Origin of the sequence: Microbacterium sp. NPDC057658, from assembly GCF_042799975.1 — a bacterium.
GTDB lineage: Bacteria > Actinomycetota > Actinomycetes > Actinomycetales > Microbacteriaceae > Microbacterium.
Genome location: NZ_JBHVHT010000001.1, coordinates 291,901 through 312,315, shown reverse-complemented (window position 1 = coordinate 312,315; position 20,415 = coordinate 291,901). Strand labels below are relative to the sequence as shown.

The following is a 20,415-nucleotide window of genomic DNA, read 5'->3' as shown; positions in this document are numbered from 1 at the left end:
GGCGTTTCTAGGGGGAAAGAAAACGAGGGACGGGTTGGGCACACTATGGGGTCGGAACCCCCCCCCTTGTCCCCCCCCTCCCTCGGGGGGGGGGGGGGGGGGGCCCCCCCCCCCCCCCCCCCACCACGAGCGAAGGACCCCCCATGGCTCTGACCCTCCCCGTGCGCCCGCCGAAGAGCCGGCGCCCCCGCACCGGCATCGCGCTGTCGACGCCGACGGCCGCGCTGTTCGTGCTCCCGGCCGCCGTGCTCTTCGCGGTGCTGATCCTCTACCCGATGCTCGCCGCGCTCAGCTACTCGTTCTTCGACTGGCAGGGCACCAAGCAGGGTGGATTCGCCGGTATCGGCAACTACCTCACGCTCCTCACCAAGGAGCCCTACGCCTCCGAGCTGTGGAACGCGTTCGGCCACAACCTGCTGCTCTTCGCCGGCGCCCTGGTCTTCCAGAACTCGCTCGGCCTCGGCATCGCGACCCTGCTGCACCGCCGCAAGCGCACCAAGCGGTTCTTCCAGACGATCTTCGCCCTGCCCTACCTCGTGAGTCCGATGGTCATCGGCTACCTGTGGTCGCTGATGCTGTCTCCGCTGTTCGGGCCGGTGAACGCGATCCTCCGCGGCGTCGGCCTGGAGAGCCTCGCGCTGCCGTGGCTCGGCGATCCGCAGCTCGCGATCTGGGTCATCGTGCTGGTCAGCGCCTGGCAGTGGATCGGATTCCCCATCCTGCTGTACGGCGCCGCCCTCGGCGGCATCCCCGAGGAGATCGAGGAGGCGGCGTCGCTCGACGGCGCCACGGCCGCGAAGCGCTTCCGCTACATCACGCTCCCCATGCTCACGCCGACGATCGGCATCATCACCGTGCTCACCTTCATCGGCAGCATGGAGGCGATGGCCATCCCGTTCGCGCTCGCCGGGTCGAACGGCGCTCCCGCCGGCTCCACCGACGTGATGATGCTGTTGTTCTACCGCACCGCGTTCGAGTCCGGGAACCCGAACTCCATCGGGGTCTCCTCGGCCCTCGCGACCGTCCTGTTCATCTTCATCATGGTCATCTCCGTCGTCATCACGACGACGATGCGCCGCGCCGAACGAAAGCTGTTCTGATGAGCACCGCCCTCGACACCCGTCAGGAAACGACCACCGAGGCGATCGTCTCCGGCCGGCCCTCCGCCCCGCGGCGCCGCTCCCGTCGCACGAACGACACCCCATTCGTGGGCCGCCTCCTCGCCAACGTGTTCCTGTGGGGGTATGCGCTGGTCGCGATCGGTCCGCTGCTGCTCATGGTCAACAACTCCCTGCGCACGCAGCAGCAGATCGCCACCGAGCCGCTCGGACTCCCCGTCCCCCCGACGTTCACGAGCTTCCAGAACGCGTGGATCACCGCCTCGTTCGACACGTACTTCGTCAACTCGATCACCGTCACGGTCGGGTCGGTCATCGTCACGACGGTCGTGTCGGTGCTCGCCGCCTACGCCTTCGCGCGGGCCAGGGCGAAGTTCTTCCGCGGGATCGAGGCCGTGTTCCTCTCGGGCCTCATGCTGCCGGTGCACCTGGCGATCCTGCCGCTGTTCTACCTGCTCGACGCGCTCAAGATGACCAGCAACGTCTTCAGCCTCATCCTCGTCTACGGCGCCCTCGGCATCCCGTTCACCACCTTCGTGCTGACGGTGTTCTTCCGAGCGCTGCCGATCGAGCTGGAAGAGGCCGCGCGCATCGACGGCGCCGGACCGCTGCGCACGTTCCTCCAGATCCTGCTGCCGCTCGTGCGCCCGGCGCTCGCGACCGTGATCGTCTTCCGGTTCGTGCCGGTCTGGAACGACTTCTTCTACCCGCTGATCCTGCTGCGCGACCGCGACTCGTACACGCTCCCGGTGGGCCTGACCCGGTTCTTCGGGGAGTACTCGACCGATTGGCCGCAGCTGTTCGCCGGACTCACGATCGCCACCATCCCGCTCGTGGTGCTGTTCCTGCTGGCGACGAAGCAGATCATCAACGGCCTCACCTCCGGCATGAGCAAGTGACGGCCGCGGGCGGATCATGGTGAACGGAGCCCCGGGCTCGGCGTGGGCGTCGGTGCGGGCTGTCGCCGGGGGAGCGGAAGAGCTGCAGCTCCTCGGGTCGCCGGCGCACGACGATCCCGCTCCGCTCACCGCCGCGCACCTGTTCGATCTCGCGTCGCTGACGAAGGTCTTCACCGCCATCGCCGCCCTGCGGCTCGTCGACGCGGGCGTGATCGACCTCGATGAGCCCGTCGAGCGCGTCCTCCCGGTGGGCAGCGGCGCCGGAGCGGAGCGGATCACCCTCCGACACCTTCTCACCCACACCTCCGGGATGCCGGCGGAGGGCCGCGAGTGGCGGGAGGGCCTGCGCGGGGACGAGTTGCGTGCCCGCGTGCGGCGTCGGGCGCTCGGTGCCGAGCCGGGCGCTCGCCATCTGTATTCCGACGTCGGGTACATCGCGGCCGGAGATTGTCTGGAACGGGTCTCCGGGCGGCCGCTCGCGGCGCTCTGGGCGGAGGTGGCCACGGGGATCGGCGCCGCGTCGCTGACCGCGGCTCCGGAGCGGGAGCAGGCGGTCGCCACGGAGACGCAGCCGCACCGCGGGAACGTGCGCGGAGCGGTGCACGACGAGCTCGCCCATGCACTCGGCCGTCCCGCCGGCCACGCGGGACTGTTCGGCACGGTGGGGGACGTCGCCGCTCTCGCCCGTCTCCTCCGCGATGAGGGCGAGGGGACGCACGGGCGAGTGCTGTCACGGGAGTCGTTCCGCGGGACGACGACCCCGTCCGTCCAGGCCGACGCCGGCTACGGCCAGGCGATCGGTCTGCGCGTGCGCGATGCCGCGTGGATGGGTGACCTTGATGCGGTCGGCCACACCGGCTTCACCGGCACGTGCTTCGCGGTCGTCCCCGAGACGGGCGCCTACGGCGTGCTGCTCCTCAACCGCGTGCACCCCACGCGCGAGGACGCCGACGTCGCCGCCGTCCGCCGCGCCTTCCTCGCCCCCCTCGCTCCCTGACCCCCGCCCCTTCCCGGTCCTGCCCCTTCCCGGTCCCGCCCCTCCGATCCCGGGATCGATAAGGCCCCGCCCCGCGCCTTCCGACGCCCGCTTTCCATCCCGCACCGAGAACCCCTCCCGGTGGGGGTGCGGAGTGCGCCGGATCCAAAAGGCTTCTCCACGCGCCTCCCGAGGCTCCGTTTTCATCCCGCGTGGGGGACCCCTCCCGGTGGGAGTGCAGAAACGTGCGGGGGATGGGTGAAAGGGGCGCGGTTTTGATCCCGGGCGGGACCGGAGGGGCGCGGACGGGACGGGGACGGGACGGGGCCGGACGGGGACGGGGGGTCAGTCGGTGCGTAGGGGGCGGAGGGTGCGGGCGTAGTCCTCCTTGAGCACCGCGAGATGCAGCCACGCCTCGATCCGGGTCACTCCGGGGAGCGCGCGCAGCCGCTCGAGACTCGCATACAGGGCGCCGGCGGAGGGCTCCACGAGGGTCGCGACGGCGTCGAACCGCCCGAGGGTCCGGGCCGCGAAGTCGACGCCGCGCCCCCGCCGCAGCTCGTCGATCACGGCCTCGTCGTCGTCTCCGAGCGTCATGCCCACGCCCATCGAGAGCTGCCGATGCGCGAGCCCTCGGGCCTCCACGGCGCTGATCTTGATGACACCGGCGTCGATGAGCCGCTGCACCCGGGTGGCGACCGCGCTGGGGGAGAGCCGCACCTGCTCGCCGAGGGCACGGAAGCTCATCCGCCCGTCGGACTGCAGGTGCTCGATGAGGGCCTCGTCGATGCCGTCGAGGGTCACGCCGCCGTGGTACTCCGAGACGAAGAACCCCTTGATCACGGTCGAGTAGATGATCGTGTTGATGTCGAGCACCCCGGCGCTCCCGCGGATGCGCGCGAGCAGGTCGTGCAGCTCCGACATCGAGCCCACCCGCACCTCCGTCACGATGTCGTGGGCGCCGCCGACCGCCGACACCAGCACGGTCTCGGACATGTCGCGCAGGTGCTCGGCGACCACCTCGACGGCGCCGTCGGTCCGGATCGACACATGGGCGAGCACGTGCTGCCCGAGGAACACGGGGTCGACGGCCGCGACCACCCGCACCGTGCGGTCGCTGAGCAGCGTGCGCAGACGAGCCGCCACGACGGCGCGGGACTGGCCGACGCGCTCGGCGAGGGAGAGGATGCTGGCGCGGCCGTCCTCCTGCAGCGCCCGGATGAGTTCCGCGTCGAAGTCCATGTGCCGTCCGATTCCGTCGATTTCCCCGCAGTGCACGCTCGTCCCCGCAGAACCTCAGCGTAGAGCGCGGTTCGACCGAGCGGAAGGCCCGGAGTGCGCGATGCGTCTCACACAAATCCAGTGAATGACGCGTATCGCTGGAGTTCTGCCCTTGCTCCCGATGCTGCACGTCCGTAGCATCCTTCGCTATCCGACACCATCCGCGAAGGAGCGGGTCCATGACCACTACCCCCACCCCCCGAAGCGGCGTCCACAGCCGCGCACGCCGCGCCGGCATCGCCGCCTTCGTCGGCACCACCATCGAGTGGTACGACTTCTACGTCTACGCCACGGCCGCCGCCCTCGTCTTCGGCCCGCTGTTCTTCCCGAGCGACGACCCCCTGGCCGAGACCGCCGCCGCGTTCGCGACGTTCGCGGTCGCCTTCCTCGTCCGCCCCCTCGGCGGCATCGTCTTCGGCCACATCGGCGACAAGCTCGGTCGGCGGGTCTCGCTCGTCATCACGCTGCTGCTGATGGGGGCCGCGACCGTCCTCGTCGGCTGCCTGCCGACCTACGAGAACATCGGCATCCTCGCCCCCATCCTCCTCATCCTGCTCCGCGCCATCCAGGGCCTCGCGGTCGGCGGCGAATGGGGCGGCGCGGTGCTCATGAGCGTGGAGCACGCTCCCGAGAAGTCGAAGACGTTCTACGGCGGCTTCACCCAGCTCGGCAACCCGGCCGGCGCCCTCCTCGCCTCCGGCATCTTCGCGATCATGGCTCGCGGCGGCGACACGTTCATCATCGACGGCGGCTGGCGCATCCCGTTCCTGCTGTCGATCGTGCTGATCGGCGTCGGTCTGTGGGTCCGGTATCGCGTCGAGGAGTCGCCGGTCTTCGAGGAGAAGATCGAGGGCCGGAAGCAGTCCATGCCGCTCGCCTTCGCCCTCCGCGTCAACTGGAAGCCGATCCTCCTCGGCATCGGCATCCTGCCCATCTCCACCGGCGGCTACTATCTGGCCACCACCTTCGCCACCGCGTACGCGACCGGCGAGCCCATCGCGATCAGCGAGCAGGTCATCCTCGACGCGATGACCCTGGCCTCCTTCGTGGAGTTCGTCGTGACGCTGCCGGTCGCCTGGCTCGGTGACAAGTGGGGCCGGAAGAACGTGATGTACATCGGCCTGATCACCTCGGTGCTGACCTTCGCGCCCTTCCTGCTGCTGATGCCGGGTCGCGTGGAGCCGCTGATCTTCCTCTTCGCCTCGCTCGTGCGCATCGCGATGAGTGCGACCTACGCCCCGATCGCGGCGATCCTCGCCCAGATGTTCCGTCCGCAGGCGCGCTACACCTCGATCGCGCTGTCGTACGGCGTCGGCGCCGCCATCTGGGCCGGATTCTCGCCCTGGTTCGCGACGCAGCTAATCGCCTGGACCGGCAGCGTCTGGTCCGTCATCGCGATGTTCGTGGGCATGGCCGTCATCGCCGGGATCTGCACGCGTCTCGCGCCGCAGCACTCCGACGAGGCCCCGGTCACGGCGTCGTTCACCGCCCGGACCGACACCACGGCGAACCGCCTGCCCTGACCGGCACCCTTCCCCCGCACGACACCACCGCGAACAGGCATCATGAGAAAGCTCACCCCCTTCGACCGCTCGGCCCAGGCCGCTCCCGTCCTCGTCACCGCGCGAGCCATCCACACGGCGGACCCCGCGGACACCACCGTCACCGCGATGCTGACCGACCGGGGGCGCATCGTCGCCCTCGGCACGGCGGCGGAGTGCGAGGACGTGGCGGCACGGGCCGGACTCACTCCGGAGCGCGTCGATCTGGGCGAGGCGGTGGTCGTGCCCGGCTTCGTGGACGCGCATGCGCATCCGCTGATGTTCGGGCAGATGATGACCTGGGTGGACTGCGGTCCGGAGAAGGCGGGGAGCATCCCGGAGATCGTGGCGCTGCTGAAGGCCGCCGCGGCGGATCTCCCCGCCGGGCGCCCGGTGCGCGGCTACGGCTACGAGCAGCGGAACCTCGCCGAGAAGCGGCACCCCACACGGTTCGAGCTCGACGAGGTGGCCGCCGACCGCGAGGTGTACCTCATGAACGCCTCCGGCCACGGCGGCGTGGTGAACTCGTACACGCTCGACCTCAACGGCGTGGACCGGGACACCCCGAACCCGGACGGCGGCGAGTTCTTCCGCGACGCCGACGGCGAGCTCACCGGCGAACTGTCCGACGCGGCGTGCAACATCCTCACCGGCGTCCACGGGGTGAAGATCGGCCACCACGGTCCGAACTTCCACCTCGCGGACGAGCCGGAGGAGCACCTGCGCCAGCTCGACGCGGCGACGCAGCGGTTCCTCGCGGGCGGGGTCACCTCCATCGGCGACTGTCAGGTCACGCGCCGCGAGTTCGACATGTACCTGCGGCTCGCCGAGGCCGGGAGGCTGGAGCTGCGCGTGTCGATGTACCTGCTGTCGCACCTGCTCGACGAGGCGCTGGAGATGGGGCTCGTCGGGCAGTTCGGCAACGCGCACCTCAGCTTCGCCGGCATCAAGTTCTACGCCGACGGCACGCTGGGCGGCTGGACCGCGTACTTCCCGGACGGCTACGTCGGCGACCCCTGCCGCACCGGCCAGCTCTACCACGAGCCCGCCGACTACGCGGAGCTCATCCGCAAGGCGCACGCGGCCGGACTGCAGACCGCGACCCACGCCCAGTCGCCCACCGCGATCGAGATGGTCGTGTCCGCGATCGAGGCCGCGCTCGCGGAGCGTCCGGATGCGGACGCCCGGCACCGCATCGAGCACTGCGGCCTGCCGACCCCCGGGCAGATCGAGCGGATGGCGGCCGCCGGCATCCGTCCCGTGAACCAGACGCAGCACTACTTCAACTGGGGCGAGGGCGTGGAGGAGGCCATCGGCACGCCCGGTGAGCGCTTCAACCCCCTCGGGGAGTTCGAGCGTGCGGGCGTGCCCATGACGATCTCCTCGGACGCCCCGGTCGCCGAGCCCATCCCGCTGGAGGCGATCCAGACCGCGGTCACCCGGGTCACCCGGCGCGGGCACACGCTCGGCCCGGACGACCTGCGCATCTCCGCGACCGCGGCGTTGCGGGCGCACACGATCGAGGGCGCGGTCTCGATCGGCCGGGAGGACGACCTCGGCTCCCTGGAGCCGGGCAAGTACGCCGACTTCGCGGTGCTCTCGGACGACCCGCTCGCGGTGCCGGCCGAGGAGATCGCGGCGATCGAGGTCCGTGAGACCTGGGTCGACGGCGTCCGTCGGCACGCGATGTGAGGATGACACGATGAGCACCGACACCACCGGAGACGACCGGTACGCCGACACCGCAGGCCGTGCGGTCCTGGAGACCATCCGCGGCTACGGGGTGACCGCGGTCTTCGGCATCCCCGGCACGCACAACCTGGAGTTCTACCGGCCCCTCGCCGACCTCGGCATCCGCGCCGTGACCAACCGCCACGAGCAGGGGTCGGGGTACGGTGCCGACGGGTGGGCGCAGCAGACCGGGCTCCCCGGCGTGGTGATCACGACCTCGGGCCCCGGGCTCCAGAACGCGATGAGCGCGATCGGCACGGCCTTCTGCGAGTCGCGACCCCTCATCGTGCTCTCGCCCGGCGTGCCGCTCGGGGCGGAGTTCGCCGACGTGGGCACGCTGCACGAGACGAAGGACGCGACGGCCATGGTCGGCGCGATCGCGGAGTGGTCGCGACGGGTGTCGACCGCGGCGGAGGCGGTGCAGGCCGCGCACGACGCGTTCGACCTCTTCCGCACCGGCCGTCCCCGCCCCGTGCACATCGAGATCCCGCTCGACGTGCTGGAGGCGCCCGCCGCCGTGCCCGCGGAGGACCGGAAGCCGCGCCCGATGCCCGACCGCGTCTCCGGGGATCCGATCGCGCTCGCCGAGGCCGCCCGGCTGCTGTCCGCCGCCCGCCGCCCGGTGATCGTGGCCGGTGGGGGTGCGGTGGACGCCGCGCACCAGATCGCCGCGGTGGCGGAGCGGCTCGGAGCCCCCGTGCTCACGACCCTGAACGGCAAGGCGGTGCTCGACGAACGGCACCCGCTCTCGCTCGGCTCGAACCTGCGCCTCGCCGCCGCACGGGCTGTGGCCGAAGATGCCGACGTGCTGCTCGTGGTCGGCTCGAAGCTGGGCGAGGCGGAGCTCTGGGCTCCGCGGCTCGAGGCACGCGGCGCCGTGATCCGCGTCGACATCTCTCCGGAGCAGCGGGACAAGAACCTCACCGCGACGGTCGCTCTCACCGGAGACGCCGCCGCCGTGACCGACGCCCTCCTGCCCCTGCTGCCGGACCCCGCCCGTCCCGCCCGGGACCTCGCGGCCGAGCGAGCCGCGATCGAGGCGGAATCGCGGGAGACCGCGCCGGACACCGTCGCGCTGGCCGAGATCATCGCCGACGCCCTCCCTGCCGACGCGATCGTCGCCGGCGACTCCTCCCAGATCGTCTACATGGCGCTCGGCAGCGTGCTGCGGCAGGAGCAGCCGCACTCCCTCCTCTACACGCCGACCTACGCCACGCTCGGCTATGGCCTCCCCGCCGCGATCGGCGCGGCCGTCGCGCAGACCGAACGCCCGGTCGTCACCGTCATCGGCGACGGCGCTCTGATGTTCTGCGTGAACGAGCTCGTCACCGCTGTCGAGCAGCGCCTCGATATCACCGTGGTGTGCGTCGACAACGGCGGGTACGCGGAGATCCGCCAGAACGAGCTCGACCGGGGCATGACCCCGGTCGGCGTCGACCTCGTGCAGCCGGACTGGGCCGCGCTCGCCACCGCCTTCGGGGCGACCGGGCGACGGGCGGCATCGCGCGCCGACATCGCCCCCAGCATCCGCGCGGCCATCGCCGACGGCGGGGTGCAGCTCGTGCACATCCCGCAGCACGCCCTCTGAGACCCACACCTCCCGACGAACAGGAACGAGAAATGACCGACAACATCGGCCCCGTCGACGCCTCCGTGAACCCGCGGTACTCCGGCATCGCCACCTTCGCCCGCCTGCCCCGCATCGAGGACGTGCCGCGCGCCGACATCGCGGTGGTCGGCATCCCGTTCGACTCCGGCGTGAGCTACCGCCCCGGCACCCGTTTCGGCCCGTCGCATGTGCGGGAGTCGTCCCGGCTGCTCCGGCCCTACAACCCCGCACAGGACGTGTCGCCGTTCCAGCTCGCCCAGGTGGTGGATGCGGGGGACATCCCGGTGAACCCGTTCGACCTCACCGAGGCCGTGACCGAGGTCGAGCGCGCGGCGCTGGCGCTCGGTGAGCAGGTGCAGCGCCTCGTCACGATCGGCGGCGACCACACCGTGGCCCTTCCCCTGCTGCGGGCGGTGGCCGCGAAGCACGGACCCGTCGCGGTCCTCCACTTCGACGCCCACCTGGACACGTGGGACACCTACTTCGGGGCCCCCATCACGCACGGCACCCCCTTCCGCCGCGCGAGCGAGGAGGGGCTGATCGACCTCACCGCGAGCTGCCACGTCGGCACCCGCGGACCCCTGTACTCGAAGCAGGACCTCGAGGACGACGAGCGCCTCGGCTTCTCCATCGTCTCCAGCGAATACATCGAGGAGCACGGGGTGGAGGCCGCGATCGACCGCATCCTCACCCGCATCGGCGACAAGCCGCTGTACGTCTCGATCGACATCGACGTGCTCGACCCCGCGCACGCGCCCGGCACCGGGACCCCCGAGGCGGGAGGGCTCACGAGCCGCGAGCTGCTGCGCATCCTCCGGGCGCTGCGCGACCGCGACATCGTCGGCGCCGACGTCGTGGAGGTGTCGCCCGCGTACGATCACGCCCAGATGACCGGGATCGCCGCGAGCCACGTCGTGTACGAGCTGGTGACCCTTCTCGCCGCCCGACTCGCCTCCTGACACCCGGGGTCAGAACAGCGTCGCGAGGAGGTCCGCGAACAGGGCCTCGGCGTCGCGCTCCACTCGTCGCCGTGCGAACCAGTCGCACACGTTGACGCAGTCGCGGTGCAGGAGGTCGAGGCCCTGCGGATTCGCGATCACGTCGACGATCTGCGGCAGGTCGATCACCCGCACCCGCCCCTCGTGCACGAGGAGGTTGTAGGCGGAGAGGTCGCCGTGCGCGAAGCCTGCGGCGGCGAAGACCCGCATGAGTTCGACCACCTGCGTGAAGTACTCCTGCATCTCGGCGTTCGACCCGCGCACCTGGGCGAGCCGGGGTGCCGCGATGCCCCGGTCGTCGCCGAGGAACTCCATGAGCACCTCGGTGCCGCTGACCTGCACGGGATAGGGGACCGGGGCACCGCGCTCCCACATCCGGCACAGGGCCTCGAACTCCGCGAGCGACCACTGGGCTGCGGCGACCTCCCGTCCGTGGGCGGTCTTCTTGGCGAGGGCGCGCGTGTCGCGGGTGTTCCGCGTGCTGCGCCCCTCGGTGTAGACGGCGGAGCGCTGGAAGCTCCGGTTCTCGATGCCGCGGTAGCGCTTGGCGGCGAGGAGGGTGCGCTGCGTCGGGTCGTCGGGCACGGCGCGCTCTAGCAGGAACACGTCGGCCTCCTTGCCGGTCTTCAGGATGCCGAGCTCGGTGTCCAGGGCGCCGGCGGAGGTCACCACCCAGGCGGGGCGGGGGTCCGGCCCTCGCTCGGTGGGGGTGGACGAGGGCCAGGTCGTCCAGCGCTGGTTGGCGCCGGGCTCGACCTCGGCGAAGGAGAGGGCGGTCTCGAGGGAGTCGAAGGAGGTGGCGTCGAAGGACGCGGCTTCCGAGGAAGCGGGGGATTCGTTCACGGTGTGGCTCCGGGAAGGGAGGCCACGCGGCGATCAGGAGCGGGTGGCCTCGAAGGGAAGGTGGTCGGCGATAGGCGCGACGACGACAGCGTTCATCTCATCGCCTCCTTCGCTCGGGCTTCCCGGGCGGATCCCGGTGCGTCGTCGAGCCTAGGGGGTCTCCCGGGGGTTGTCCAGGGCCGGACGATCGGTCGGATGCGGCGGACGACCGGTCGGGCGCGCGCCCGCCCCCGTTGCGAGTCTGGAAGCATGACCACGACCGCCCCCGTCCCGACCCTGCCGACCACCCGCGTCGACCGCATCCGCTACGGCGGACTCATCGCCCTCATGGTGATGGGCTTCCTGCTGGTGACCGCCGAGTTCCTCCCCAACGGAGTGCTCACCGAGATGGCGGACGGCCTCGGGGTGACCCCCGGCCAGGCCGGGCAGACCGTCACCGTCACCGCGCTCGTCGGGCTCTTCGTCGCCCCGACCGTCGGCCTCGTGTTCCCCCGTCTGGACCGTCGGTCGCTGCTGGTGTGGATGGCGCTCGCCGCGGCCGTGTCGAACCTCGTGGTCGCGATCGCGCCGAACCTCGTGGTCGTGCTGCTGGCGCGGTTCCTGCTGGGAGCGGCGATCAGCGCCTACTGGACGATGTCGATCACGGTCGCCGCGCGGCTCGCGGGGCCGGAGCACCTCGGTCGCGGGGTGATGTTCACCTCCGCCGGCGTCTCGCTCGCCACGGTCGCCGGCGTCCCGCTCGGGGTCATGCTGAGCGAGGTCGTCGACTGGCGCGCCGTCTTCGCGATCGCGGGAGTGCTCATGGTGGTGCTGGCCGTGGCCCTGCGATGGGCGCTGCCGACCGTCCCGGCCGAGCGGGCGTCGAGCCTGCGTCTGCTCGTCGACACGGTGCGGCGTCCGGGCATCGGACTCGGGATGGTCGGACACGTGCTCGTCGTGCTCGGCCACTTCCTCGCCTACACCTACGTCCGCCTCGCGCTGGAGCGCATCCCGGACGTGGACGCCTCGACGATCGTCGTGCTGCTGGCGCTGTTCGGCGTCGGAGGCCTCCTCGGCAACCTCTCCATCGGCCTCGTGATCGACCGCTCCTTCGCCTTCTTCGCGGTGTTCGCGCCGCTGGTGATCTCGGCCGCCGTGCTGTCGATGGTGCTCTTCTCCGGATCGATCATCGGCATCGGCGCGGTCGTGCTCCTCTGGGGCTTCTTCTTCTCGTCGTGGCTGATCGTCGTGAACACCTGGGTGGGCCACCGCATGCCGGACCGCCTGGAGGCCGGGGGGAGCCTCGTGGTCGTCGGGTTCCAGGGCGCGATCACGCTCGCGGCCGGTGTGGGCGGACTCCTCGTCGACACCCTGAGCATCGAGCTCGTCTACACCATCGGTGCGGTCTCCCTCCTCGCCGGTGCCGTGCTGTTCGGCCTCTCGAACCGCCGCAGCTCCCGCCCCTGACCTCGTGCCCGCCCGGGCTCGACTTCGGAGCAGGCCGACGACACGCCGTCCCCTCGGGCTCGGGGCCGGCGTGTCGCCCTGAGGCTCCGAAGCCATGCCCGCCCGCGCGGGGGAAGAGGTCGTGGGATCAGGCGGGGACGAGGGAGTGCGAGGCGCGCCAGGAGGAGGGGGTCATGCCCGTCCGGCGGCGGAAGGCGCGGCTGAAGCCCTCGTCCGAGGCGTAGCCGAGCTCGCGCGAGACGCTCGAGACGGACTGCCCGGCCTGGAGCATCCGCTTCGCGGCGTCGACCCGCACCTCGGTCACATAGTCGGCGGGGGAGCGGCCCACGGCCAGGCGGAACCGCTCCGCGAAGGCCGAGCGCGACATGGCGCCGACGGCGGCCAGGCGCTCGACGGTCCAGTCCCGTCCCGGCTGCTCGTGGATGGCGTCCACCACGCGGTCGAGGAAGGGGTCCTTCGACAGCGAGGGCCACCCCGCGGGCGCACAGCCGTTGGCCGCCCAGGCCCGGATGACCGAGAGCAGCACGGTGGTCGCCATCATCCGACAGATCAACGGGTCTCCCTGGCGCACCGGGCACGCGGGCGCATCGACCACGCCCATGTTCTCGGCGAGGGCGGCGGCGGCCGGCTCCAGCGCGTCGAACCCGGTCACCGCGAGGAAGGGCGGCAGGAGCGCGGGGAGGGGAGAGGCGGTGTCCGCGAGCTCGATGTCGACGACGAGGAGCGTGGTGTCGGCATCGGCCTCCAGTGCGAAGGTGTCGCCGCGGAGCAGGAGGAAGGCGTCGCCGGCGACGAGTCGGTCGCGGCGTCCGGGCTCCTCGACCGTGAGCTGCTGCGAGTCACGGTCCACGTCGAGGCGGCAGCCCGTGCCCAGAGGCGGATGCCCGTGCACGGCGCCGTCGGCGAGGTAGACGAGGGTGATCCGGCCAGGCGGCAGCGGGAGGAGTCCTCCGGGGGTCAGCCGCACGCGGCGGGCGATCCCCACCCGCAGGTCCACCGTGCCGAGCACAGCGGACAGCGCATCCGCGTCCACCGTCACCATGCCTTCGGCAACGTCGGCTGCCATCCCCCTATTCCCCTTCGAATCGCTCACCTTGCTCCATTTCGGCGCCGGATGGGGCCAAGTGGGCGATTCGAAGCGGGATACGCTGGAGGGGTACCCCACCCGAGGAGTTCCGTGTTCCGCACCCCTGGCCGCCTGTACCGTGTCCTCGCGATCGCGGAGGCGATCACCTGGACCCTCCTCATCGCCGCGATCATCGCCCGCGCCGTCGGAGCCCCCGGTGGCGTCGTGACGGTCGGCGGCGGTATCCACGGGTTCGTGTTCCTCGCCTACGCCGCGACCGCCGTCCTCGTCGCGCTCAACCAGCGGTGGCACCCGGGCGTCGGTGTGCTGGCGGTCCTCAGCGCCGTCGTGCCGTACGCCACCATCCCGATGGAGATCTGGCTGCACCGCACCGGCCGTCTTCGGGGCGACTGGCGCCTCGACGCCACCGACGACCCGCGCGACCGCCGCTGGTACGACCGCCTGATGCGCTGGTTCCTCCGTCGCCCCTGGGTGCTCGCGGTGCTGCTGGTCGTGGGCATCGTCGCGCTGTACGTGATCCTGCTGCTGGTCGGCCCGCCCGGGGGCAAGTGACCCCGGCGTCGCCCCGTCTGTGCGGCCTCCGCGTCAGCGGCGCGCGACGGGCTGCTGGAGTTCCGTGACCCAGTCCGACTGGTCCTCCCCGACGGCGCGGACGTAGAGCTCCCGACACGGCCCGGCGTGCACGAGGCCGCGCGCGACCACCTCGGTGTGGATGGCGTGCCAGCTCTCCGCGATCCGCTCCATCGAGCCGAGGTGCACCCCGCAGACGGCGTCCTCCTCGGCGGGGAGTTCGATGATCTCGATCCCGTCGGCGGCGGGGCCGGAGTAGGAGTATCCGGCGACGATCTCCATCCCGTCCGGCAGCGTCCGGTACTGGGCGATCGGGGTGGTGAGGGCGCCGCACTCGTCTCCGATGACCTCGGCCACGGCGTCGAAGGAGGGGCCGACGACCTCGGCGACCGCCGGCTGCTCGGCGACGACGGTGCGCACGGCCGCCAGGCGCACGGCGGGGAGGGGTTTCTGGACGATCTCGATCTGCGACATGTGCTTCTCCTTCTCGATGAGGTGGAGGCGCCGCTCCACATCGACGAGTCGCGCGGCGGCGAGCCGGTGCTCCTGCTCCACCTCGGCACGCCGGATGCGCAGGAGGGCCGCGATCCGGTCGGCGTCGACACCCTGGGCGAGGATCGCCGAGATGTCGTCGAGGCCGAAGCCGAGCTGACGCAGGGCGACGATCCGGTGCAGGCGCTCGAGCTGCGACGGGTCGTACGACCGGTAGCCGGTGAACTCGTCCACGTGGGCGGGTACGAGCAGCCCGGCCGTGTCCCAGTGCCGGAGCATCCGGTGGGTCACCTGGCCGATCTGCGCGAACGCTCCGATGGACAACATGTCTCTGTTCTCCCGTCTGACACCGTGTGAGAGTCAAGCATGGCGGCTCGCGGACACCTGACGGCCCGGCGAAAAACTTGAGCCTGTTCATATCAAGTTCATTTGACAGCGTTTCGGCCCCGGCGTACACTTGAGCCATCGCGACTCAGGTTTCCCTGACCGCCGCAGGTTTCCAGACCACTACAGACTTCCCAACAAAGGAGAGAACACATGGCACGTGCTGTCGGTATCGACCTCGGAACCACCAACTCCGTCGTCAGCGTCCTCGAGGGTGGCGAGCCCAAGGTCATCGCCAACGCCGAGGGCTTCCGCACGACCCCTTCGGTCGTCGCCTTCACCAAGGACGGGGAGGTGCTCGTCGGCGAGACCGCGAAGCGCCAGGCCGTCACCAACGTCGACCGGACGATCGCCTCGGTCAAGCGCCACATGGGCACCGACTGGAGCTTCGACGTCGACGGCAAGAAGTGGACGCCGCAGGAGATCTCCGCGCGCATCCTCCAGAAGCTCAAGCGCGACGCCGAGTCCTACCTCGGCGACACCGTGACCGACGCCGTCATCACGGTTCCGGCGTACTTCAACGACGCCGAGCGTCAGGCCACCAAGGAGGCCGGTGAGATCGCGGGCCTCAACGTGCTCCGCATCATCAACGAGCCGACCGCGGCCGCCCTGGCCTACGGCCTCGACAAGGGCAAGGAGGACGAGCTCATCCTCGTCTTCGACCTCGGTGGCGGAACGTTCGACGTCTCCCTCCTCGAGGTGGGCAAGGACGACGACTTCTCCACGATCCAGGTGCGCGCCACCGCCGGTGACAACCGTCTCGGTGGAGACGACTGGGACCAGCGTCTCGTCGACTACCTGATCAAGCAGTTCAAGGAGACCACGGGCGTCGACGTCTCGGGTGACAAGATCGCCCTGCAGCGCCTCAAGGAGGCCGCGGAGCAGGCGAAGAAGGAGCTCTCCAGCTCCACGTCCACGAGCATCAACCTCCCGTACCTGTCGCTGACCGACTCGGGCCCCGTCTCGCTCTCCGAGACCGTGACCCGTGCGAAGTTCGAGGACCTCACGAAGGACCTGCTCGACCGCACCAAGAAGCCGTTCGAGGACGTCATCCGCGAGGCCGGCATCAAGGTCTCCGACATCGACCACATTGTCCTCGTGGGTGGTTCGACCCGTATGCCCGCCGTCGCCGAGCTCGTCAAGCGCGAGACCGGCAAGGAAGCCAACAAGGGTGTGAACCCGGACGAGGTCGTCGCCGTCGGCGCCGCGCTGCAGGCCGGCGTCCTCAAGGGCGAGCGCAAGGACGTCCTGCTCATCGACGTCACCCCGCTCTCCCTCGGCATCGAGACCAAGGGCGGCATGATGACCAAGCTCATCGAGCGCAACACGGCCATCCCGACCAAGCGGAGCGAGACCTTCACCACGGCCGACGACAACCAGCCGTCCGTCGCGATCCAGGTCTTCCAGGGCGAGCGTGACTTCACGCGCGACAACAAGCCGCTCGGCACGTTCGAGCTCACCGGCATCGCGCCGGCTCCTCGCGGCATCCCGCAGATCGAGGTCACGTTCGACATCGACGCCAACGGCATCGTGCACGTGTCCGCGAAGGACAAGGGCACCGGCACCGAGAAGTCGATCGTCATCTCCGGCGGCTCGTCGCTGTCGAAGGAGGACATCGAGCGCATGGTGCGCGAGGCCGAGGAGCACGCCGCCGAGGACAAGGCACGTCGTGAGGCTGCGGAGACCCGCAACCAGGCCGAGACCCTCGCCTACTCCATCGAGAAGCTCATCTCCGAGAACGAGGACAAGCTCCCCGAGGACGTGAAGACCGAGGTCAAGGCCGACGTCGATGCGCTCAAGACGGCACTGGCCGGCGACGACGACGAGGCCGTGAAGACCGCGTTCGAGAAGCTCAACCAGTCCCAGTCGAAGCTCGGCGAGGCGATCTACGCCTCCTCGCAGGCGGACGCCGCCGGCGCTTCGGCCGAGGGCGAGACCCCGACCGGTGACGCCCCCTCCTCCGACGAGGACGTCATCGACGCCGAGGTCGTCGACGACGAGGACGAGAAGAAGTAATCATGACGGACAAGAACTTCGACGAGAACGAGGTTCCGGAGGGGTCGGATGCTCAGGCATCCGGCCCCGTGCCGCAGAACCAGGACTCCCGCGAGGCGAAGGCCGCCGAGGGCTCGGACGAGACCCCGGTCGACGCGGCTGCCGAGGCGGAGGAAGGGCTGACGGTCGAGGACATCCTCGGTGCCGCGCAGACGGCGGATGCCGCCGCGGGCGACGCCGCGATCGCCGACGCCGAGAACGCCCTGCTGACCGACCTCAAGCGCCTGCAGGCGGAGTACGCGAACTACCGCCGCCGTACGGAGGAGCAGCGCCAGATCGAGATCGAGCGCGCGAAGGGGGAGGCCGCCAAGGGCCTCATCCCCGTGCTCGACGACCTGGCCCGCGCCGAGCAGCACGGCGATCTGGTCGAGGGCAGCCCCTTCGCCGTGATCGCCGAGAAGGTGCGCGCGGTCGTGGAGCGCCTCGGCGTGGTCGCCTACGGCGAGCAGGGTGAGGAGTTCGACCCCCAGCGTCACGAGGCGATCTTCCAGCAGCCGACCCCCGGCACCTCGAAGACCACGGTGCTCGAGGTCGTCGAGGTGGGCTACCGCCTCGGCGAGGTCGAGCTGCGTCCTGCGAAGGTCGTCGTCGCCGTCCCTGCGGAGTAGGTGATCGATGGCCAGCCAGGATTGGTTCGACAAGGACTTCTACAAGACCCTCGGGGTCTCGAAGGACGTCAGCGACGCTGACCTGAAGAAGACGTACCGCAAGCTCGCGCGCAAGTATCACCCCGACTCCAATCAGGGCGATGCGAAGGCCGAGGCCAAGTTCAAGGAGATCAGCGAGGCGTACTCGGTGCTCTCCGACGCCGAGCAGCGCAAGGAGTACGACGAGATCCGCGCCATGGGTTCGGGCGCTCGCTTCACGGCGAGCGGCTCGGGCGCCGGCGGGTTCGAAGACGTCTTCAGCCGGTTCGGACAGCAGGGGCGCGGCCAGACCGCCGACTTCGAGGACATCTTCGCGATGTTCAACCAGGGCCAGGGCAGCTCGTTCGGCGGTGGCCGGTTCGGGCAGCCGAGCGGCGGCTTCCGGGGCTTCGGTGGTCCGCAGCGCGGCGCCGACGTCACGGCCCGCACCACGCTGGACTTCAGCACCGCCGTGCAGGGCGAGACCATCACCCTGCAGGGAGAAGACGGCAAGCCGTTCAAGGTGAAGATCCCCGCGGGCGTCGCCGACGGGCAGAAGATCCGGCTGCGCGGCCGTGGTCGCCCCTCGCCGGACGGCGGGGAGAGCGGAGACATCGTGGTGCAGATCACGGTGCGTCCGCACCCGGTCTTCACGCGGGACGGCCTCAACCTCCGCGTGGTGGTCCCCGTGACCTTCACCGAGGCGACGCTGGGCGCGACCATCGAGGTCCCGACGCTCGGCGGCGACGTGGTGAAGCTGCGTGTGGCCCCCGGAACTCCGTCGGGCCGCGTGCTCCGCGTCAAGGGTCGGGGTGTCGCGACCGCGAAGGGGACCGGTGACCTGCTCGCCGAGCTCCAGGTCGCGGTGCCCACGCACCTCGACGACGCCGCGCGCGAGGCTCTCGAGCGGTTCCAGGAGCTGGAGCCGCAGGAGAACCCGCGGGCCGAGCTCATGGCGAAAGCCCGCCGTTGACGAGCACAGGCTTTCGCGTCGGGTCAGGCGCTTTCGGAAGGGAGTTGCCTGACCCGGCGCGACGGCCTGACGTGAAATCAGGAAGGAAGGCGTGATGGACGCGGACACCCCGGTCTTCGCGATCGCCGCAGCCGCCAAGCTCTCCGGCCTGCACCCCCAGACCCTCCGTCAGTACGACCGGATCGGCCTCGTGGTGCCGGGACGGACGCCCGGCGGCTCCCGTCGTTATTCTCACCGCAACATCGAGCAGCTGCGCGAGGTCGCCCAGCTCTCCTCCGAAGGGGTCAGTCTCCCCGCGATCGCCCGGCTCCTCGACCTGGAGGACGAGAACCGGATGCTGCGCGACCGTGTCGTCGCGCTGGAGGGCGCCCTCCGCGCCGAGCGCGAGAGCCGTCCCGGCGTGCGGGTGTTCGCCGCCGGATCCGCGGGGGTCGTGCCCATGCCGACCGGCCGCCGCATCCGCCGCTCGACCGAGCTCGTGCTCTGGAGTCCGCGCTCCGGAGCCTGACCGCGCACCCGGTGTGTATCCTGTCAACTGTTAACAGGAGGTCACCATGACGCAGACCGTCACGCGCGGGGAGTCGCTCGGAGCGCAGGTCGCGCGCGTGCTGCGCCAGCGCATCGTCCGAGGGGAGCTCGCTCCGGGGGCCCGGCTCACCGAAGAGGCCCTCGCCGAGGAGTTCGCCGTCAGCCGCGGTCCCGTGCGCGATGCCCTCACCCAGCTCAGCTTCGAGAAGCTCGTCGAGGTGCAGCGCCCGCGCGGCGTCTACATCGTGGGCCTCACGAGCGACGACGTCGACCAGCTCTACAGCCTCCGAGGCGCATTGGAGCAGCTCGCCCTGTCGCGCGCGATGCGGGTCGACGACGACGACCGGTGGCAGCCGATGGCCGACGCCGTCCAGCGCATGGCCGAGGCCGCGGACGCGGGTGACCATGCCGCCTTCGTCACAGCCGACCTCGACTTCCACTCCCAGATCTACGCCCTCGCCGATCACCCGCGGCTGGAGGGCGCCTGGAACCAGTACCTCCCCACGTTCACGGCGCTGCTCGAGGTCACGATCAACCACGACGAGGACCTGCACGAGTCGTCGGACGATCACGTGAAGCTGCTCGACGTCATGCGCACGGGAGCTCCGGAGGACGCCGCCGCGGTCCTCTCGGCTCACCTCGACGGCGCCCGGGAGCGGATGCTCCACGAGGTCGGCTCCCGCTGAGGCCGCCCCGTCCGCGAACTCCAGGCGTTCAGCGGACGGAAAAGAACGGTTCCTACCGTGGGGGCCAGGGCAAGAGCCCTGGTCCGCGCCCGCGCGGGTGTCCTGCCACGAAGGAAGAACCTCCTCATGACGAACACCACAGCCTCCGCCTCCTCCGCCTCGTCGCTCGGACTCCTCGTCCTGCGCATCGTCGTCGGCGCGATCTTCGCCGCCCACGGCGCCCAGAAGATCTTCGAGTTCACGATCCCCGGGACCATCGGCAGCTTCGCCGGCATGGGGGTCCCGCTCGCCGAGATCGCCGCGCCCGTCGTCGCCTTCCTCGAGCTCATCGGCGGGATCCTGCTGATCCTCGGACTGCTGACGCGTCCGGTCGGCATCCTCCTCGCCGTCGACATGCTGGTGGCCCTCGTGCTCGTGCACCTGCCCGCGGGCCTGTGGGTGACGGCCGGTGGCTACGAGTTCGTCGCCGTGCTCGGTGTGGCGGCTCTGGCGCTCGCGCTCACGGGGGCGGGCCGCTACTCCATCGACGCCGCGGCACTCCGCGGACGAGCACCGGCCTGGCTCGCCTGACG

General features: G+C 70.7%; 19 protein-coding genes. 15 read left to right on the top strand and 4 right to left on the bottom strand.

Annotation, left to right across the window (positions count from 1 at the left end):
• The first annotated feature begins 143 nt into the window (after positions 1–143).
• The 3 genes from ACFU8V_RS01420 to ACFU8V_RS01410 are packed head-to-tail and all read left to right on the top strand — an operon-like array spanning position 144 to position 3,014.
• Positions 144–1,100 carry a carbohydrate ABC transporter permease gene (locus tag ACFU8V_RS01420; RefSeq protein WP_025102684.1) on the top strand — a complete coding sequence of 319 codons (957 nt, stop codon included), beginning with the start codon at positions 144–146 and terminating at the stop codon, positions 1,098–1,100.
• The gene (locus ACFU8V_RS01415; RefSeq protein ID WP_366215723.1) at positions 1,100–2,017 is read left to right on the top strand and encodes a carbohydrate ABC transporter permease; all 918 of its coding nucleotides are present in this window, start codon (positions 1,100–1,102) and stop codon (positions 2,015–2,017) included. Before ACFU8V_RS01420 ends, ACFU8V_RS01415 begins: the two co-directional genes overlap by 1 nt.
• Before the next feature lie 16 nt (positions 2,018–2,033).
• Complete coding sequence (locus ACFU8V_RS01410) at positions 2,034–3,014, top strand: serine hydrolase domain-containing protein (protein ID WP_378868416.1); 981 nt, start codon at positions 2,034–2,036, stop codon at positions 3,012–3,014.
• Between the two features lie 324 nt (positions 3,015–3,338).
• Here ACFU8V_RS01410 and ACFU8V_RS01405 read toward each other — a convergent pair whose 3' ends face one another.
• A complete protein-coding gene (locus tag ACFU8V_RS01405; protein ID WP_025102681.1) occupies positions 3,339–4,235 on the bottom strand; it encodes an Lrp/AsnC family transcriptional regulator in 897 nt (298 codons plus the stop codon).
• Positions 4,236–4,453: 218 nt separating this feature from the next.
• Here ACFU8V_RS01405 and ACFU8V_RS01400 point away from each other — a divergent pair, with 218 nt between their 5' ends.
• The 4 genes from ACFU8V_RS01400 to speB are packed head-to-tail and all read left to right on the top strand — an operon-like array spanning position 4,454 to position 10,114.
• Entirely contained in the window at positions 4,454–5,797 is a 1,344-nt protein-coding gene (locus ACFU8V_RS01400; protein WP_025102680.1) for an MFS transporter, read from the top strand.
• A gap of 42 nt (positions 5,798–5,839) precedes the next feature.
• Positions 5,840–7,507: an amidohydrolase gene (locus ACFU8V_RS01395; protein WP_025102679.1), complete on the top strand. Its 1,668-nt coding sequence runs from the start codon at positions 5,840–5,842 to the stop codon at positions 7,505–7,507.
• Positions 7,508–7,517: 10 nt separating this feature from the next.
• Complete coding sequence (locus tag ACFU8V_RS01390) at positions 7,518–9,134, top strand: thiamine pyrophosphate-binding protein (RefSeq protein ID WP_025102678.1); 1,617 nt, start codon at positions 7,518–7,520, stop codon at positions 9,132–9,134.
• Between the two features lie 32 nt (positions 9,135–9,166).
• A complete protein-coding gene (speB, locus tag ACFU8V_RS01385; protein WP_025102677.1) occupies positions 9,167–10,114 on the top strand; it encodes an agmatinase in 948 nt (315 codons plus the stop codon).
• Positions 10,115–10,123: 9 nt separating this feature from the next.
• On the opposite strand, the gene ACFU8V_RS01380 is transcribed toward speB, so the two are convergent.
• The gene (locus ACFU8V_RS01380) at positions 10,124–10,996 is read right to left on the bottom strand and encodes a serine protein kinase RIO (protein ID WP_025102676.1); all 873 of its coding nucleotides are present in this window, start codon (positions 10,994–10,996) and stop codon (positions 10,124–10,126) included.
• Between the two features lie 249 nt (positions 10,997–11,245).
• Here ACFU8V_RS01380 and ACFU8V_RS01375 point away from each other — a divergent pair, with 249 nt between their 5' ends.
• Positions 11,246–12,442 carry an MFS transporter gene (locus ACFU8V_RS01375; protein WP_025102675.1) on the top strand — a complete coding sequence of 399 codons (1,197 nt, stop codon included), beginning with the start codon at positions 11,246–11,248 and terminating at the stop codon, positions 12,440–12,442.
• A gap of 127 nt (positions 12,443–12,569) precedes the next feature.
• On the opposite strand, the gene ACFU8V_RS01370 is transcribed toward ACFU8V_RS01375, so the two are convergent.
• The gene (locus ACFU8V_RS01370) at positions 12,570–13,508 is read right to left on the bottom strand and encodes a helix-turn-helix domain-containing protein (RefSeq protein WP_231729520.1); all 939 of its coding nucleotides are present in this window, start codon (positions 13,506–13,508) and stop codon (positions 12,570–12,572) included.
• Between the two features lie 111 nt (positions 13,509–13,619).
• Here ACFU8V_RS01370 and ACFU8V_RS01365 point away from each other — a divergent pair, with 111 nt between their 5' ends.
• Positions 13,620–14,081 carry a DUF3817 domain-containing protein gene (locus tag ACFU8V_RS01365; protein ID WP_025102673.1) on the top strand — a complete coding sequence of 154 codons (462 nt, stop codon included), beginning with the start codon at positions 13,620–13,622 and terminating at the stop codon, positions 14,079–14,081.
• Positions 14,082–14,114: 33 nt separating this feature from the next.
• Here ACFU8V_RS01365 and ACFU8V_RS01360 read toward each other — a convergent pair whose 3' ends face one another.
• Positions 14,115–14,918 (bottom strand): MerR family transcriptional regulator, encoded by an 804-nt coding sequence (locus tag ACFU8V_RS01360; protein WP_249520840.1) that lies wholly within the window; start codon positions 14,916–14,918, stop codon positions 14,115–14,117.
• Between the two features lie 210 nt (positions 14,919–15,128).
• Between ACFU8V_RS01360 and dnaK the strand changes: the two genes are divergently transcribed.
• The 6 genes from dnaK (at position 15,129) to ACFU8V_RS01330 (ending at position 20,413) form a co-directional block, all read left to right on the top strand.
• Positions 15,129–16,991, top strand: coding sequence for a molecular chaperone DnaK (gene dnaK, locus ACFU8V_RS01355; protein WP_025102671.1), 1,863 nt, complete (start codon positions 15,129–15,131; stop codon positions 16,989–16,991).
• 2 nt (positions 16,992–16,993) lie between these two features.
• The gene (grpE, locus tag ACFU8V_RS01350) at positions 16,994–17,638 is read left to right on the top strand and encodes a nucleotide exchange factor GrpE (protein ID WP_025102670.1); all 645 of its coding nucleotides are present in this window, start codon (positions 16,994–16,996) and stop codon (positions 17,636–17,638) included.
• A 7-nt stretch (positions 17,639–17,645) separates the two neighbouring features.
• Positions 17,646–18,629 carry a DnaJ C-terminal domain-containing protein gene (locus ACFU8V_RS01345; RefSeq protein WP_025102669.1) on the top strand — a complete coding sequence of 328 codons (984 nt, stop codon included), beginning with the start codon at positions 17,646–17,648 and terminating at the stop codon, positions 18,627–18,629.
• A 94-nt stretch (positions 18,630–18,723) separates the two neighbouring features.
• Positions 18,724–19,137, top strand: a complete 414-nt coding sequence (locus ACFU8V_RS01340; protein ID WP_029989135.1) for a heat shock protein transcriptional repressor HspR — start codon at positions 18,724–18,726, stop codon at positions 19,135–19,137.
• Positions 19,138–19,183: 46 nt separating this feature from the next.
• Positions 19,184–19,843 carry a GntR family transcriptional regulator gene (locus ACFU8V_RS01335; protein ID WP_025102667.1) on the top strand — a complete coding sequence of 220 codons (660 nt, stop codon included), beginning with the start codon at positions 19,184–19,186 and terminating at the stop codon, positions 19,841–19,843.
• Between the two features lie 126 nt (positions 19,844–19,969).
• Entirely contained in the window at positions 19,970–20,413 is a 444-nt protein-coding gene (locus ACFU8V_RS01330) for a DoxX family protein (protein ID WP_025102666.1), read from the top strand.
• Positions 20,414–20,415: the final 2 nt, after the last annotated feature.

Bases quoted from the DNA above. Each gene is read 5' to 3' on its own strand.
- ACFU8V_RS01335 (WP_025102667.1), top strand. From the start codon at position 19,184: ATGACGCAGACCGTCACGCGCGGGGAGTCGCTCGGAGCGCAGGTCGCG.
- ACFU8V_RS01345 (WP_025102669.1), top strand. From the start codon at position 17,646: ATGGCCAGCCAGGATTGGTTCGACAAGGACTTCTACAAGACCCTCGGG.
- ACFU8V_RS01390 (WP_025102678.1), top strand. From the start codon at position 7,518: ATGAGCACCGACACCACCGGAGACGACCGGTACGCCGACACCGCAGGC.
- ACFU8V_RS01395 (WP_025102679.1), top strand. From the start codon at position 5,840: ATGAGAAAGCTCACCCCCTTCGACCGCTCGGCCCAGGCCGCTCCCGTC.
- speB (WP_025102677.1), top strand. From the start codon at position 9,167: ATGACCGACAACATCGGCCCCGTCGACGCCTCCGTGAACCCGCGGTAC.
- ACFU8V_RS01340 (WP_029989135.1), top strand. From the start codon at position 18,724: ATGGACGCGGACACCCCGGTCTTCGCGATCGCCGCAGCCGCCAAGCTC.
- ACFU8V_RS01420 (WP_025102684.1), top strand. From the start codon at position 144: ATGGCTCTGACCCTCCCCGTGCGCCCGCCGAAGAGCCGGCGCCCCCGC.
- ACFU8V_RS01370 (WP_231729520.1), bottom strand. From the start codon at position 13,508: ATGGCAGCCGACGTTGCCGAAGGCATGGTGACGGTGGACGCGGATGCG.
- ACFU8V_RS01360 (WP_249520840.1), bottom strand. From the start codon at position 14,918: ATGTTGTCCATCGGAGCGTTCGCGCAGATCGGCCAGGTGACCCACCGG.
- ACFU8V_RS01400 (WP_025102680.1), top strand. From the start codon at position 4,454: ATGACCACTACCCCCACCCCCCGAAGCGGCGTCCACAGCCGCGCACGC.
- ACFU8V_RS01410 (WP_378868416.1), top strand. From the start codon at position 2,034: ATGGTGAACGGAGCCCCGGGCTCGGCGTGGGCGTCGGTGCGGGCTGTC.
- ACFU8V_RS01415 (WP_366215723.1), top strand. From the start codon at position 1,100: ATGAGCACCGCCCTCGACACCCGTCAGGAAACGACCACCGAGGCGATC.
- grpE (WP_025102670.1), top strand. From the start codon at position 16,994: ATGACGGACAAGAACTTCGACGAGAACGAGGTTCCGGAGGGGTCGGAT.
- ACFU8V_RS01375 (WP_025102675.1), top strand. From the start codon at position 11,246: ATGACCACGACCGCCCCCGTCCCGACCCTGCCGACCACCCGCGTCGAC.
- ACFU8V_RS01330 (WP_025102666.1), top strand. From the start codon at position 19,970: ATGACGAACACCACAGCCTCCGCCTCCTCCGCCTCGTCGCTCGGACTC.
- ACFU8V_RS01405 (WP_025102681.1), bottom strand. From the start codon at position 4,235: ATGGACTTCGACGCGGAACTCATCCGGGCGCTGCAGGAGGACGGCCGC.
- dnaK (WP_025102671.1), top strand. From the start codon at position 15,129: ATGGCACGTGCTGTCGGTATCGACCTCGGAACCACCAACTCCGTCGTC.